Origin of the sequence: Inediibacterium massiliense (assembly GCF_001282725.1) — a bacterium.
Classification (GTDB): Bacteria; Bacillota; Clostridia; order Peptostreptococcales; family Thermotaleaceae; genus Anaerophilus; species Anaerophilus massiliensis.
Map to the genome: position 1 here is coordinate 150,026 of NZ_LN876586.1, position 15,046 is coordinate 165,071.

Genomic DNA, 15,046 nt, shown 5'->3' on the forward strand with positions numbered 1-15,046 from the left:
AAGCAACAAGATAGTTTTGCTAGGGGGGCCTTTTGGCTGAGAAGGATTTTTCCTGACCCTTATTACCTGATGCAGGTCATACTGACGTAGGGAAGCAACGAGAGATCAAGCTTACCTTCGGGTAAGCTTTTTTTGTAAGTAAAGCCATAAAATGAATAAACTGGGGAGCTCATAAATGGGCTGAGAAAGAGATGTGATCTCTGACCCGTATAACCTGATTTGGATAATGCCAACGTAGGGAATCTTTCTGCATGCAAAGTGGGAGTTCTCTGAGAATTCCCACTTTTTTGTATAATTTATAAAATTTCAATGAAGGGAGGGGAAAAGATGATTGTAAATGGAAAGATGATGAATATTCCACAAATGCATATAGAAGAATTTTTGAAACATTTAAATTTAGAAAAAGACAAAATAGTCATAGAAGTCAATGAAAAAATTATTGTAAAGGAAGAGTATAAAGAACATATTCTTAATGAAGAAGACAAGATAGAAATTGTAAGTTTTGTAGGAGAAGGTTGATATGAACATATTTGTGAATGAAAAAAGCTAGAAGTAAAGAGTGATGCAACTGTATTTCATGTGAAAAATTTTTATAAAAACGATGCAGATATTATGATACGAAATGGATTTCCAATCAAGGAAGATCAAAAATCAAAAGAAGGAGACCACATTATTCTTATAAGGAGAGCAGAACTTAGAGAAAACCTAATTCCTCTTGGAGTTACAAAAGTTTCTGCAGGAGTTACTACAGAGGTGGGGGGACATAGTGCAGAAGATAAGGGAGATGGACAGTTTGACATATCAGATACAAGAAGTGTAGAAGAAATGAAAAAAGCCATATTAGAAAAAGGATATCAGCCTATATTAAAAGACTGGATGATTATATAAAGGAGATGAAAGTATGTATACAACTCAAATGGATGCTGCTAAACGAGGGATTATTACTAAAGAAATGGAAATTGTATCAAAAAAGGAGAATATAGAAGTAGATATTTTAAGAAAACTTATTGCAGAGGGAAAAGTAATTATTCCTGCCAATAAAAATCACAAATCATTAGATCCTGAAGGAGTAGGAGAGGGACTTAAAACGAAGATCAATGTAAATTTAGGTATTTCTAAAGATTGTTGTGATATAGAAAAAGAACTTGAAAAAGTAAAGGTAGCTTTAGATATGAAAGCAGAGGCTATTATGGATTTGAGTTCTTATGGTAAAACAGAAGAATTTAGAAGAAAATTAATTAAAAGATCAAGTGCTATGATAGGGACTGTCCCTATATATGATGCGGTAGGCTTTTATGATAAGGAATTAAAAGATATTACTGCAAAAGAATTTTTAGATGTAGTAAGAAAACATGCAAAGGATGGAGTAGATTTTGTAACCATTCATGCAGGGCTGAATAAAAATACCGCAGAAACTTTCAAAAGAAATAAAAGACTTACGAACATTGTATCTAGAGGTGGATCATTGCTTTATGCATGGATGGAGCTAAATAATCAAGAAAATCCATTTTATGAATATTATGATGAGCTATTAGATATTTGTGGGGAATATGATGTAGCATTAAGTTTAGGAGATGCATGTCGACCAGGAAGTATTAATGACTCTACGGATGCAAGTCAAATACATGAATTAATGGTCTTAGGAGAACTTACCTTAAGAGCATGGGAAAAAAATGTTCAAGTAATGATTGAAGGACCAGGACATATGGCAATTAACGAAATTCAGGCTAATGTATTATTAGAAAAGAAGCTTTGCCATGGGGCTCCCTTTTATGTACTAGGGCCTATTGTTACAGATATAGCGCCTGGATATGATCATATTACAAGTGCCATTGGAGGAGCTTTAGCTGCAAGCTGTGGAGTAGACTTTTTATGCTATGTTACACCAGCAGAACATTTAAGACTACCAACCTTAGAGGATATGAAGGAAGGAATTATTGCAACAAAGATTGCAGCTCATGCTGGAGATTTAGGAAAGAATATAAAAGGTGCAAGAGATTGGGACCATGCTATGAGTACAGCAAGACAAAAGCTAGATTGGGAAAGTATGTTTTCACTTGCTATCGATGAAGAAAAAGCCAGAAAATATAGAAAAGAATCTATGCCTGCTCATGAAGATAGTTGTACCATGTGTGGAAAAATGTGTTCTATGAGAAATATGAATAAAGTGATGGAAGGAAAAAATATTAATATGTTAAGAGATGAGGATTAAATGTTATTTTTAATTACCAATAGGAAAATAATGAAATATTCTTTTGAAGAAATTATAGAAAAAATAAATTATTGATGGTCAATAGTAATTTATATGTGGCAAAAGAAGTGGATGCAGATGGAATAGCTGGCATGTCTTATATGATGGCATCAGATGATCCTTATAAATCATCAAAGAAAATAAAAGAAAAAATGTCATATTATTTTGAAAAAAACAATATTTATAATAAAAATAATATTGACAAAATAAGAAGATGTTGGTAGAATTAACAACAATATAAATATTTATGAAATAAGGCGATGAAGGAGAGAAAAATATACTCTTCGTTTCTAGAGAGTCAGTGGGTGGTGTAAACTGATAACAAGGTATATATAATATTCACTCCCAAGCTATGAGGTTGAAAAAGCTTTTGAGTAGATCGATTCGATTTGCAACCGTTAAATTGCAAGGTTTAAACCGATAAAGTGATGTTTGTATGTATAAACATAAAAAGGGTGGTACCGCGAGAAACGCTTCTCGTCCCTCTAGGGATGAGGAGCTTTTTATATATAAAAAAGATAAAGGAGGAAAATGAATGAGTTTGATGATGGCATTTTGTGTAGTTCTTTTGGTACTTGCCATTGGAGATGTTGTATCTACCAAAACAAAGGCATTCGTACCATCTGTGTTTGTATCAGCGCTTTTATTTTTATTTGGATTTTGGACTTTTTTCCCAGCAGATATTGTAGGGTTAGCAGGGTTTGAAAAGACGATTATTACATTATCTATGTTTTTATTAATTACTCATATGGGTACTATGTTAAGTATTAAAGAACTTATATCCCAATGGAGAACAGTAACTGTTGCTTTAGCTGGAATTGTAGGGATTTGTATTATGACTTTGACTATTGGTAGAGTATTATTTGGATGGGAAACAGTCATTGCTGCTACTCCTCCTTTAACAGGTGGAATTGTAGCTGCTATTCTGATGTCAGATGCAGCAGCAGCAAAAGGAATGGAAAATCTAGCAGTTCTGGCAATTGTCATGTATGTCATGCAGGGATTTGCAGGATATCCTCTAACAGCTATTATGCTTAAAAAAGAAGGAAATAGGCTTTTAACTTTATTTAGAAGTGGAGTCATAAATATTCAAAAGAATGTAATGGATGAAACAGCTGTAACCGTAGAGGAGAGTAAGTATAGAATTTTCCCTCCACTACCTGCTAAATATCAAACTACTTATATGCTTTTATTAAAATTAGGAATAGTAGCTTGGGCTGCAGTAGGATTTTCGGCTTGGTTTCAAGAGACTACTGGGTTTACTTTCTTATCTCAATATGTAGTCTGTTTAATCTTTGGAGTTATTTTTTCTGAAATAGGATTACTAGAAAGAAAGCCACTTAATCTTTCAGGATCTTTTGGATTTTTCATGACAGGTCTTATGGCTTTTATATTTACAGGACTTGCAAAAGCAACTCCTAATATGTTAGGACAAATTGCGGGACCTTTGATGGGAATTATTATTCTTGGTGTGATAGGAATGGCCATTTTATCCATGTTGGTAGGAAAAGCATTAGGATATACAAAAGAAATGGCTTTTGCTGTAGCACTCACTGCTCTTTATGGATTTCCACCAAACTATATTTTAACAGAAGAAGCTACAAAAGCATTAACAGAGGATGAAGAAGAAAGAAAATATTTAATGGATCAAATGCTTCCTAAAATGTTAGTAGGTGGATTTACAACAGTTACAATTGTATCTGTTATTGTTGCAGGCTTGTTTGTAAATATGTTTTAAATATTATAGATAGAGGTGAATAAACATGAGTGTAAAAGAATTATCAAAAAAGTACAAAGAATATGTAATTGAATTAAGAAGGGAGTTTCATCAAAATCCTGAGCCAAGCTGGCATGAAGAAAGAACTTCTAAAAGGATTAAAGAAGAACTAGATAAAATGGGTATTCCTTATGTATCTATAGCAAAAACAGGAGTTCTAGCTACAATAGAAGGAACAAATCCAGGAAAAACTGTAGCGTTAAGAGCCGATATAGATGCTTTGCAAGTAAATGAAGAAAATGATATATCCTATAAATCTCAAAATCCAGGGATTATGCATGCATGTGGCCATGATGGCCATGCAGCTATGCTTTTAGGAGCAGCAAAGATATTAAGTGAAATGAAGGAACAAATAAATGGAGTGGTAAAATTATTTTTCCAACCAGCAGAAGAGGCAGCTAGAGGGGCTCAGAAAATGATAGAAGAAGGTGCTATGGAAGGAGTAGATGAAGTATTTGGAATTCATTTATGGAGTGATCTAAAAAGTGGTGTCATTTCAGTAGAAGAAGGACCTCGTATGGCATCAGCAGATATGTTTACCATTCATGTAAAAGGAAAGGGAGGACATGGATCTTTACCTCATCAAGGGGTTGATGCAGTAGTAGTAGCTTCTGCTATTGTAATGAATTTACAATCTGTAGTAAGTAGAGAAATCAGTCCACTAGAGTCTGCTGTAGTTAGTGTAGGTCAAATTCAATCAGGAACAAGATTTAATGTCATTGCAGGAGAAGCTACATTAGAAGGAACTACAAGATGCTTTAATAATGATATAAGAGATCAATTTCCTAGTATTTTAGATAGGGTTGCAAAATCTACAGCACAGGCTTATCGTGCAGAGGCAACACTTGAATATGTAGCAGGAACACCAGCTACTATCAATGAGAAAAATTCTTCTATAAGAGCAGCTAAATCTGTTGAAAGGATTCTTGGAAAAGAAGGAGTAAGTCTTATGGAGAAAGTAACAGGTGGAGAAGATTTTGCTGAATATCTTAAATTAGCTCCAGGAGTGATTGCTTTTGTAGGAGTAAGAAATGAAGAAAAGGGAGCAGATTTTCCACATCATCATCCAAGATTTAATATAGATGAAGATGCACTACAGTCAGGAGCAGCTCTATATGCTCAATATGCAATAGATTTTTTAAGTGAAAAATAAGGAAATATGGTTTATCTTCAGTATGAACCCAGATCGAAAGATCTGGGTTTTTGTTATATTTACAAGAGGAATGTATGTATTTGTAATAAAAACACTAAATATTTTGGGAGGAACATATACATCTATATAGAAAGATATATTTATGTAAATAAATGTAAAGATATCACTAGATTTGTAGGTTATCAACAAGGGGGAGATAAAATTGAAGGGGACAGAAGTAGCGAATCTAAAGGGAATGGAAAAATGTAAATTTCACAATACTTTTATACGAAATTATATAGGACCATTTCTGACGTTGATACTATTAGGATGTATTCAAGTGATATATTATTCAGATATAAAAAGTCCAGATTTTGTTGGAATATTTTCAATTCTAGTATGTTATTCTGCATGGGCCGGAGAAAAACGAAGTGGCTATATGAGTGTTTTGATAACTGTAGTATATATCATACAATCCATATATATAAGAGTTTTTATTTTTCGTCATTCTAACATTTATTTATTATTTAGATCTATCAATAGTATTTTATTAATAGGAGGAGCTCTTCAAATAGGATGGATTACGAAAAGATTAAACATCTCCAATCAAAGATTATTTACTCAACAAATCCAAATTCAAAAAGCAGAGGAATTATCTTATGTGATGGTGGCTCGTAGTCATATGAGTGGCAAAGTAATCAAAGTGCCTCCTAAGTTTATAAAAATGATAGGATATGCCGATGAAGAATTTATGTCTATGAATATAGAAGATTTCACTCATCCTGATGATTTTAAAAAACAAATAAAGAAGATGAAAGATTTATGGAATAAAAAATATACTTCGTTTGATATAGAGAAAAGATATATTAAGAAAAATAAAGAAATTGTTTGGGTGTATATAAATATGTCTTTAGTGTGTGACGAAGATGGAAATCCCCTATACTTTTTAAATTATGTAAAAGATATTTCAAAAAGAAAAGAAGCCGAAGAAGCGCTGGAAAAGAGTGAAAAAAGGTTACGCCAAATTACAAATAGTATGTGTGATATGATTAGTCAGGTTAATGCTCAAGGAATGATTGAATATGTGAGCCCCTCATGTATGAGTATTTCAGGTTATAAAGAAGAGGAACTAATAGGAAAATCTATATTTGATTTTGTTCATCCTAAAGATTTAGATAGAGTACTAAGTATATCTCAAAAAGCAATAGAGGAACATATAGAAACTAGAGTAGAATGTAGATATCTTCATGCTGATGGACATTATATATGGATTGAAGAAGTAGGTAGGCCTTGTTATGATGGGAATGAAAAAAATATATATAGTACAATTTGTAGTCGTGATGTGACGTACCGAAAAAGGGCACAAGAAAATGAAAAATTATTAAGAGAAGCCAAAGAATACGATGAACTTCGAAATGAATTTTTCGCTAACATTTCCCATGAGCTAAGAACTCCGTTAAATGTCATATTAGGAGTAATACAACTACTAGAATTTTATAACGATTCTTTAAAGGATGAGAAGAGTGAAAAAAAAGTAAATAAATATATAAAAGTAATGAAACAAAATTGTAATCGATTATTAAGATTAGTAAATAATTTGATTGATATAACTAAAATTGATGCTGGATTTTTAGAACTTCATTTAAAAAATGTCGAAGTGATCAACATATTAGAGGAGATTACCTTGTCTGTAGCTGATTATGTGGAAAATAAAGGTATTGCCCTTGAATTTGATACAGCTGTGGAAGAAAAAGTAATGGCTTGTGATCCAGACAAATTGGAGAGAATTCTTCTAAATCTTCTTTCTAATGCAGTAAAATTTACAGATCAAGGAGGAAAAATTAGTGTAAATATAGAAGACCATGTGAAAAGTTTATGCATAAAGGTAAAGGATACAGGGATAGGGATTCCAGAGGAAGAATGTAATAAGATATTTGAAAGATTCAGGCAAGTAGATCAATCTTTAACAAGAAATCGAGAGGGAAGTGGGATTGGACTTTCCTTAGTAAAGTCATTAGTGGAAATGCACCATGGAACTATTCAATTAAAAAGTAAGTGGCAAAAAGGAAGCGAATTTATTATAAATATTCCTATTACTTTAGTAAAAGAGAAAGATTCTTGTGATCATGAATATGTAGACTGGGAGTGTAAAGAGAGAATTCATATTGAGTTTTCAGATATTTATGCATAGTGAATGGTGTAGGACGAAATATAGAAAGTATTATGATAAAATAGATTATAAAAAGGATTGTAGGAGGGATACAAGTGGAGTATAAGGATATGATTCAAAATGCTAAAAATATTTCTGATTTTAAATGTAGAGTATGTCCTATATGTAATGGAAAGGTATGTAGGGGAGAAATTCCAGGAGTAGGGGGAAAGGGAACGGGTTCTACATTTATACGCAATGTAGAAAAATTAGATGAGATTTTACTGAATATGGATACCATTTATGATTGTAATTATGTGGATCCTTCTATAGAATTGTTTGGGAAAAAGTTTACATATCCAGTTTTTGCGGCTCCTATAGGAGGTCTTATTCCTTGCTATGGGCAGAAGTTGTCAGATTATGAGTATGCAAAGGCTATTATTAGAGGATGTAAAGATGCAGGAACTATTGGGTTTACAGGAGATGGAGTAAAAGACGAATATTTTATGGATCCATTAAAAGTGATTGAAGAAAATGGAGGATGGGGAATTCCGACGATTAAACCTTGGAGTAAAAAAGAAATATTAGAAAGATTATATGCAGCAGAGCAAAAAAATGTTTTAGCAGTCTGTATGGATATTGATGCAGCAGGACTATCTATACTTGCAAAGGCTGGAAAACCTGTAAGTCCAAAATCAGCAAAAGATTTAAAAGAAATTATTGATTCTACAAAACTTCCATTTATTTTAAAAGGAATTATGACTGTAAAAGGTGCGATAAAGGCTATGAAGGCAGGAGCTTATGGAATTGTGGTATCTAATCATGGAGGAAGGGTATTAGATCATACACCTGCAACAGTAGAAGTTCTTCCTCAAATCGTAAAGGCTGTAGAAGGAAAAATGAAAATATTTATAGATGGAGGAATTCGAACAGGCTTAGATGTTTTAAAGGTTTTATCATTAGGAGCAGATGCAGTTTTGATTGGAAGACCTTATGCAGTAGCAGCTTATGGAGGAGATGCAGAGGGAGTAGCTATGTATACAGAAAAAATAGGAAAAGAATTAGTAGAAGGTATGATTATGACAGGATGTAGAAATCTAAAAGAAGTGAACGAAGAAATTTTGTTTAGACCGTCTTTTGAATAGACGGTTTTTTGTTTTGTAGGAGGGATCTATATATGATAGAATAAATTATAAAAGATAACATTTATAGGAGATTATAGTATGAAAAATAAATTAATGATTTATTTAACTATGATTCTAATTTGTTCTAATATTTTTTTAGTATCTATTTTTGAAAATTATGTGCATTATAAAATAGATTCATTATATGGAATGATCACTTTTTCTTTTTTTATAGCACTTTTTAATTTTTTAATCATTTATCAATCTTTTCATCAATATATGATGAGAAAAATTGATAGGATTAATGATGCATTAGATCAAATACATAAAGGAAAATATAATGGAACGATTTTTTCAGAGTCTAATGATGAATTTGAATTGGTGATTGAAAATGTAAATAAAATGAAGGAAAAAATCAAGCAAAAAGAAAAAGAATTATTAAAAAATCAAGAGAAAATTCAGTATTTAGCTTATTATGATCCTTTAACAGGACTTTATAATCGAGTCTTTTTTGAAAAAAAATTAGGTCATTTATTAGAAGACGCAAAAATAAAAAAAGAAAATGGGGCTCTTTTGTATTTTGACTTAGATAATTTTAAAAAAGTAAATGATACAATTGGACATATGTTTGGAGATCTACTTCTTAAGAATGTAGGGGGATTGATGAAAAAATATTTAGGAGACCATTCTATCATTGCTCGATTAGGAGGAGATGAATTTGTAGCTTTATTACCAAATGCACAAATGAGTCATGTTCAGAATATAGCAAAAAAAATTATACAGTCCTTTCAAAATCCTTGGATTTTAGATGATCGAGAATTCTACATTACAGTAAGTATGGGGATTACCATGTATCCAAAGGATGGAGAAAATGCAAGTATATTACTAAAAAATGCAGATACGGCTATGTATGAAGCCAAAAATAATGGGAAAAATAGTTATTCTTTTTATACCTATGATATGCATCAGAAGATGTTAGAAAAATTAGAAATGGAAAATGATTTAAGGCATGCTATAGAAAAAGAAGAATTTATTGTCTATTATCAGCCTAAAATAGGAATTCGAAGTGGAAAAATTGAAGGGACAGAAGCTCTTGTAAGATGGAATCACCCTACAAAGGGAATGATTTCTCCTAATATATTTATTCCATTAGCAGAAGAAACAAGGCTGATTATTCCTATAGGAGATTTTGTGTTAAGAACTGCTTGCAATCAAATTAAAAAATGGCAAGAAAATGGTCAATATACCATGTATGTGTCTGTAAATATATCAGTGATCCAAATTCAACAAGATGATTTTGTGGAAAAAGTAGTAAATATCATAAAAGAAACAGGAATTTGTCCTTCTTCTTTAGAGCTTGAAATTACAGAAAATACAATCATGCAAAACTTTGAATATACAAATGAAATTTTACAAAAGCTACGAGGTTTAGGAATACATATTTCTTTAGATGACTTTGGAAAAGGCTATTCTTCTTTAAATTATTTAAAACAGCTTGAAATCGATGTTTTAAAAATTGATAAATCTTTTATTGATGATATTACTCAAAACAAGAATCAACAGGCTATTGTGAAATCTGTTATTGAAATGGCTCAGAGTATGAATATGCGCGTTATTGCAGAAGGAGTAGAAATGTGGGAGCAATTTAATTTTCTAAAAGAGTTAGGCTGCGATGAAGTACAAGGATATTTATTTAGCAAACCCTTATGTGTAATGAAGATGGAGAATATGATAAAAGAAAAAAGAAAAGTTTGTTAGAAATTCACATGTTGTGATTACAACATGTGAATTTGTTATTCTTTAGGAAATTATACAAATGAATAAATTATAAATAACTTTAGAAAGTTAGATTTTCATCAAATTTTAAGCAACGGAAATTCTGAATGGAATGGAAGAATTTAGTTGGCGATATGAGCAGTTCCGATAGGAACATGCGAATTTTTATGATATAAAAAGATTGGATTTGTTATAATACATATAGGAATGTAAGAAAGGAAGATTTTATGGAAAGTATAAGAAATTTATTAGATGAAGTGATACAAGAAGAAAGTTTGATAGATTGTATGATTAGCAATGTAAGAAAAAAAGAGGAGTATAATAAAATAAGCATAAGACCTATTCTTTTAAAAGAGAAACTTATGTACCAATTTACATATCATTATGATAAAAAAGTAGTTCATGAAAATGTAGAGAAGGATCAAATGCTAGGAAAGATGATTTCTTTATTCGAAACAAATTTTAAACAAGGGCAAATTTATACAAAAGAAGCAGATTATCAAATACTCATTAGCAAAAAATTTAAAGTAAAAATTTTGAAAAAAGCTCCTACAAAAAAACAAAAAAATTTATCTCATAATAGAAAGAAGAATTATATTATTCCTGAGAATATTCCAAATCCATTCTTATATCGATTAGGAGTTATGAATGAAAAAGGAAAAGTCTTTTCTCAAAAGTATGATAAGTTTAGACAAATTAATAGATTTTTAGAAATGGTAAGAGATATAGTAGATGAGCTAAAAAATAAAGAAAAAATAAAAGTAATTGATTTTGGTTGTGGAAAATCTTATCTGACATTTGCTCTTTATTATTATTTTGTGGATATTTTAAATATGGATGTGGATATTATAGGCTTGGATTTAAAAGAAGATGTAGTGATGCATTGTAATGAAATTGCAAAGGATTTAAGGTATGAAAAATTAAAATTTATGATGGGTGATATTGCACACTTTAATCAAGCAAATCAAGTAGATATGGTGGTTACACTTCATGCTTGTGATACAGCAACGGATGCAGCCTTAGTAAAAGCCATAGAGTGGAATGCAAAGATTATTTTATCTGTTCCTTGTTGTCAGCATGAATTATTTGATAAAATTCATAACCCATTGATGATGCCTATGGAAAAGCACGGAATCATTAAAGAAAGAATGTCAGCTTTGATTACGGATAGTATAAGAGCAAATATATTAGAAATTATGGGATACGATACTCAAATATTAGAATTTATTGATATGGAGCATACTCCAAAGAATTTATTAATTCGAGGAGTAAAGGGAAATACAGGTTATGAAAAAGCAGTGAAAGAATATGTATCCTTTAAGGAATTTTGGGGGATCACTCCTTATTTTGAAAAAGAATTAGGGGAAAAATTACAAAAAAGAATTACTGAATAATTTGTGGATACTTTTATAAAAATATAAAATAATCCACAACTAAAATAGAAGCCTAAGGCTTCTATTTTAGTCTAATTTGATGATATGTTTTCTTTCCTTTTTTAATCATAAGGGCATTATCTTTAAAGTAATCTTTTGTAATAAGTGTATTTATGTCTGTTATTTTTTCATCATTGATAGAAACTCCACCTTGTTGGACTAGACGTCTTCCTTCACTACGAGAAGGAATTAAACTGGCTTTAGACAAAAGAGATAAAATATCCATTCCTTCTAATTCATCAGAAGATATTTCTGTAAAAGGAATATTATCTGTTTGAGGTCCAGAACCAAACAAAGCTTTTGCAGCAGCTTCAGCTTTCTTCGCTTCTTCTTCTCCATGAACTAAGCTTGTGATTTCAAAGGCTAGTATTTCTTTTGCTTTGTTAATTTCAGCTCCTTCTAAGCTACCAAGTCTTCTGACTTCATCCATAGGAAGGAAAGTAAGTAAAGATAGACATTTCTCTACATCTGCATCATCAACATTTCTCCAGTATTGGTAAAAATCATAAGGAGATGTTTTCTCAGGATCAAGCCATAAAGCCCCTGCTTCTGTTTTACCCATTTTCTTTCCTGTACTAGTAGTAAGAAGAGAAAAAGTCATACCATAAACAGATTTTTGATCTACTCTTCTAACTAAATCTACTCCTCCTAATATATTAGACCATTGATCGTCTCCACCAAGCTCTAGAGAACAATTATATTCTCTACTTAATTTTAAAAAGTCATAAGATTGCATGATCATGTAATTAAATTCAAGGAAAGAAAGTCCTCTTTCCATACGGCTTTTAAAACATTCTGCTGTAAGCATTCTATTGACTGAAAAATGTCTTCCAATATCTCTTAAGAAAGGAATATACTCAAGGTTTAATAGCCAATCTCCATTGTTAACCATCATAGCTTTTCCTTCTGAGAAATCAAGGAACTTTGAAAGCTGTTTTTTAAAGCAGTCACAATGATATTGTACAGTTTCTGGTGTCATGAATTTTCTCATATCTGTTTTTCCAGTAGGGTCTCCAATCATACCTGTTCCCCCACCGATTAATATAATTGGACGATGACCTGCACGTTGCATATGCATCATAGTAATAACTTGTACAAAGTGACCTACATGTAAACTATCTGCAGTAGGGTCAAAACCAATATAAAAAGTAACAGATTCCTTTCCAAGAAGTTCTCTGATTTCATCTTCATGAGTTGCTTGCTGAATAAAACCTCTTTCCTTCAGCACATCAAATACATTTGACATAATAAAACCTCCTCCATTTATACAAAAATAAAAGGACCTTCTCATCTAGTAAGGACGAGAAAGCCCGTGGTACCACCTTAATTCGCATAAAGCCTCTAGCCACGATAACGAGTGGAAACCGTCGAAGTTTTTAGTTTCGAAACTCCAGAGTGTAATTCATCTTTTATATCCTTCAGACTTTTCACCAACCAGTCTGCTCTCTATATGGTTATTATAAAAGACTACTGAATTCCTTCATAGTTTGTATAAATTTATTTTATCCATATCTTAACACAAATATGAATGATGGACAAGCTTTTTAATAGATTAGTAGAAAATAAATAAAAATACATGATTGAATGAATAAATTCAAATACTAAATAAAAATAATGCTGGAGGGACATGAATGAACATAGAGAAGATCTCTACAAAACAAGGAATTTCCTTGATTATTTTATTTATAGTGGGTTCTAGCTCTATATTTGCACAAGGGTTAGAAGCAGGGCATGATCTATGGCTTGCTTTTATCATAGGAATAGGTATGGTAATTCCTATGATCATGATTTATGCAAGACTTCATTGTCTTTTTCCAAACAAAAATTTATTTGATATGATAGAAATCTGTTTTGGAAAAATCATAGGAAAAATAATAGTTATACTATATACTTGGTTTGTTTTTTTTATGATGAGTGATATATTACTTAATTATAGTCAGTTTGTTCAAGGAGTAAGTTTTATAGAAACCCCCCATACCGTCATACACATATTATTTATACTCATATGTGCATGGGGGATTAAAGAAGGGATAGAGGTAATGGGTAGATGTAGTGAATTGTTTATATATATACCTATATTGTCGATCTGTTTTATTGTATTATTATCTATTCCAAATATGGAAATAAATAATATATTGCCTGTATTGTCTAAAGGTATGAAACCTGTTTTTAAAGGTGCTTTTAGTATAATGACATTTCCACTTATTCAGATTGTAGTGTTTACTATGGTTTTTGATGATATAAAGAATAATCAATCTATGTATAAAATTTATTTGTTGGGGATGATTATAGGAGGGGTATATTTATTTATGCTTTCTATAACAAATATTTTGGTAGTAGGAGTAGAAGGTGCAACAAGTTTATATTATCCTACTTATGGAACTATTTCAAGAATTAAAATAGGAAATATATTACAAAGAATAGAGGTAATCATAAGCGTTGTTTTTTTATTGGGAGGATTTATTAAAATTAGCATATTACTTTTATGTACATGTAAAGGAATTGCCAAAGTATTTAATATGAAAGAATATCGTTTCATTGTTTTACCTATGTCATTATTAGGGGTTAATTTAGCTTATTTTCAATATGATAGTGTAATGGACTATTTTGAATTCAATAGAGATATATGGCCGTATTATCATTTTCCATTTCAAATTATTTTTCCTATTATTTTATGGATTGTTGCTGAAAAAAAAAAGAACCCATTGACAATAGATCATAAAGAATGATAATATATCCACTGGGTTTATAGATATAGCGTCAGTTCGCAATATCCTGACGATAAAAAAAACTACGGAGGGTAAAAAAGTGAAAAGAACAAATTATATTGTACAAGCAGCATTTATTGCGGCTATTTATGCTGCCATGACTATCATGTTTGCACCTATTAGTTATGGACAAATTCAAGTCAGAATTTCAGAAAGCTTAACTGTTTTGCCCATGTTTACACCTGCTGCTATACCAGGGCTTTTTGTAGGGTGTATTTTGGCAAATATTTATGGCGGTGGAGGATTAGTAGATATAGTGTTTGGTAGCTTAGCTACTTTAGCAGCTGCCTATTTATCTTATAAGCTGCCTAAAAAATGGCTTGTTCCTATGCCACCAGTAATTGTAAATGGTATTGTAATCGGATTTATACTAAATTATCTTTATGGAGTACCGTTGTTTATCACTATGGGATGGGTTACATTAGGACAACTCATTGCCTGCTATGGATTAGGATATCCTTTGATCTTGACACTAGATAGATATAAGGACAAGGTATTTAAGAAATAAAACGAGAGATGAAAAAATTCATCTCTTTTTTTGTTGTATGAAAAATATATAGGTTTTTAGGATAAAAGTCTTATTTTTACATAATTTAGAATAAAAAGAAGGAATTTCTATAAATATGTCGAATGGTT

Annotated in this window: 12 protein-coding genes, 1 pseudogene, 2 riboswitches and 2 other annotated features; of the genes and pseudogenes, 12 read left to right on the top strand and 1 reads right to left on the bottom strand. The window is 31.3% G+C overall.

From position 1 onward, the window contains the following. Positions 1 to 11 precede the first annotated feature (11 nt). Positions 12 to 110, top strand: a riboswitch (TPP riboswitch). 41 nt (positions 111 to 151) lie between these two features. Beyond that, positions 152 to 258: riboswitch (TPP riboswitch) on the top strand. A 69-nt stretch (positions 259 to 327) separates the two neighbouring features. The 10 genes and pseudogenes from thiS (at position 328) to BN2409_RS04605 (ending at position 11,603) form a co-directional block, all read left to right on the top strand. Further along, positions 328 to 519: a sulfur carrier protein ThiS gene (gene thiS, locus BN2409_RS04560; protein WP_053955486.1), complete on the top strand. Its 192-nt coding sequence runs from the start codon at positions 328 to 330 to the stop codon at positions 517 to 519. Between the two features lie 33 nt (positions 520 to 552). Continuing rightward, positions 553 to 888 (top strand): annotated as a pseudogene (locus BN2409_RS17785) (ThiS-like ubiquitin domain-containing protein); the annotation flags it as partial. A 13-nt stretch (positions 889 to 901) separates the two neighbouring features. Continuing rightward, complete coding sequence (gene thiC / locus BN2409_RS04570) at positions 902 to 2,212, top strand: phosphomethylpyrimidine synthase ThiC (RefSeq protein WP_053955488.1); 1,311 nt, start codon at positions 902 to 904, stop codon at positions 2,210 to 2,212. A 74-nt stretch (positions 2,213 to 2,286) separates the two neighbouring features. Continuing rightward, complete coding sequence (locus tag BN2409_RS04575) at positions 2,287 to 2,475, top strand: hypothetical protein (protein WP_207642556.1); 189 nt, start codon at positions 2,287 to 2,289, stop codon at positions 2,473 to 2,475. A gap of 27 nt (positions 2,476 to 2,502) precedes the next feature. Continuing rightward, positions 2,503 to 2,739, top strand: a binding site (T-box leader). A 47-nt stretch (positions 2,740 to 2,786) separates the two neighbouring features. After that, positions 2,787 to 3,989, top strand: coding sequence for a hypothetical protein (locus tag BN2409_RS04580; RefSeq protein ID WP_053955490.1), 1,203 nt, complete (start codon positions 2,787 to 2,789; stop codon positions 3,987 to 3,989). A 25-nt stretch (positions 3,990 to 4,014) separates the two neighbouring features. Further along, positions 4,015 to 5,181: a M20 family metallopeptidase gene (locus tag BN2409_RS04585; protein WP_053955491.1), complete on the top strand. Its 1,167-nt coding sequence runs from the start codon at positions 4,015 to 4,017 to the stop codon at positions 5,179 to 5,181. A gap of 202 nt (positions 5,182 to 5,383) precedes the next feature. Beyond that, positions 5,384 to 7,351 carry a PAS domain-containing sensor histidine kinase gene (locus tag BN2409_RS04590; RefSeq protein WP_053955492.1) on the top strand — a complete coding sequence of 656 codons (1,968 nt, stop codon included), beginning with the start codon at positions 5,384 to 5,386 and terminating at the stop codon, positions 7,349 to 7,351. A gap of 74 nt (positions 7,352 to 7,425) precedes the next feature. Beyond that, the gene (locus tag BN2409_RS04595) at positions 7,426 to 8,454 is read left to right on the top strand and encodes an alpha-hydroxy-acid oxidizing protein (protein WP_053955493.1); all 1,029 of its coding nucleotides are present in this window, start codon (positions 7,426 to 7,428) and stop codon (positions 8,452 to 8,454) included. Between the two features lie 78 nt (positions 8,455 to 8,532). After that, entirely contained in the window at positions 8,533 to 10,191 is a 1,659-nt protein-coding gene (locus BN2409_RS04600; RefSeq protein ID WP_053955494.1) for a putative bifunctional diguanylate cyclase/phosphodiesterase, read from the top strand. 245 nt (positions 10,192 to 10,436) lie between these two features. Continuing rightward, positions 10,437 to 11,603, top strand: coding sequence for a class I SAM-dependent methyltransferase (locus BN2409_RS04605; protein WP_053955495.1), 1,167 nt, complete (start codon positions 10,437 to 10,439; stop codon positions 11,601 to 11,603). Between the two features lie 61 nt (positions 11,604 to 11,664). Here the strand turns inward: BN2409_RS04605 and tyrS are convergent, their stop codons facing one another. Continuing rightward, complete coding sequence (gene tyrS / locus BN2409_RS04610; protein ID WP_053955496.1) at positions 11,665 to 12,888, bottom strand: tyrosine--tRNA ligase; 1,224 nt, start codon at positions 12,886 to 12,888, stop codon at positions 11,665 to 11,667. Between the two features lie 47 nt (positions 12,889 to 12,935). Next, positions 12,936 to 13,135 (bottom strand) — a binding site (T-box leader). Between the two features lie 138 nt (positions 13,136 to 13,273). On the opposite strand from tyrS, the gene BN2409_RS04615 reads away from it, so the two are divergent. Continuing rightward, the gene (locus tag BN2409_RS04615) at positions 13,274 to 14,371 is read left to right on the top strand and encodes a GerAB/ArcD/ProY family transporter (protein WP_053955497.1); all 1,098 of its coding nucleotides are present in this window, start codon (positions 13,274 to 13,276) and stop codon (positions 14,369 to 14,371) included. 79 nt (positions 14,372 to 14,450) lie between these two features. Next, the gene (locus tag BN2409_RS04620; protein ID WP_110942949.1) at positions 14,451 to 14,918 is read left to right on the top strand and encodes a QueT transporter family protein; all 468 of its coding nucleotides are present in this window, start codon (positions 14,451 to 14,453) and stop codon (positions 14,916 to 14,918) included. Positions 14,919 to 15,046: the final 128 nt, after the last annotated feature.

What these genes read in the sequence shown, in the direction of transcription:
- thiS (WP_053955486.1), top strand. Translation starts at nt 328, where the DNA reads ATGATTGTAAATGGAAAGATGATGAATATTCCACAAATGCATATAGAA.
- thiC (WP_053955488.1), top strand. Translation starts at nt 902, where the DNA reads ATGTATACAACTCAAATGGATGCTGCTAAACGAGGGATTATTACTAAA.
- BN2409_RS04575 (WP_207642556.1), top strand. Translation starts at nt 2,287, where the DNA reads ATGGTCAATAGTAATTTATATGTGGCAAAAGAAGTGGATGCAGATGGA.
- BN2409_RS04580 (WP_053955490.1), top strand. Translation starts at nt 2,787, where the DNA reads ATGAGTTTGATGATGGCATTTTGTGTAGTTCTTTTGGTACTTGCCATT.
- BN2409_RS04585 (WP_053955491.1), top strand. Translation starts at nt 4,015, where the DNA reads ATGAGTGTAAAAGAATTATCAAAAAAGTACAAAGAATATGTAATTGAA.
- BN2409_RS04600 (WP_053955494.1), top strand. Translation starts at nt 8,533, where the DNA reads ATGAAAAATAAATTAATGATTTATTTAACTATGATTCTAATTTGTTCT.
- BN2409_RS04605 (WP_053955495.1), top strand. Translation starts at nt 10,437, where the DNA reads ATGGAAAGTATAAGAAATTTATTAGATGAAGTGATACAAGAAGAAAGT.
- tyrS (WP_053955496.1), bottom strand. Translation starts at nt 12,888, where the DNA reads ATGTCAAATGTATTTGATGTGCTGAAGGAAAGAGGTTTTATTCAGCAA.
- BN2409_RS04615 (WP_053955497.1), top strand. Translation starts at nt 13,274, where the DNA reads ATGAACATAGAGAAGATCTCTACAAAACAAGGAATTTCCTTGATTATT.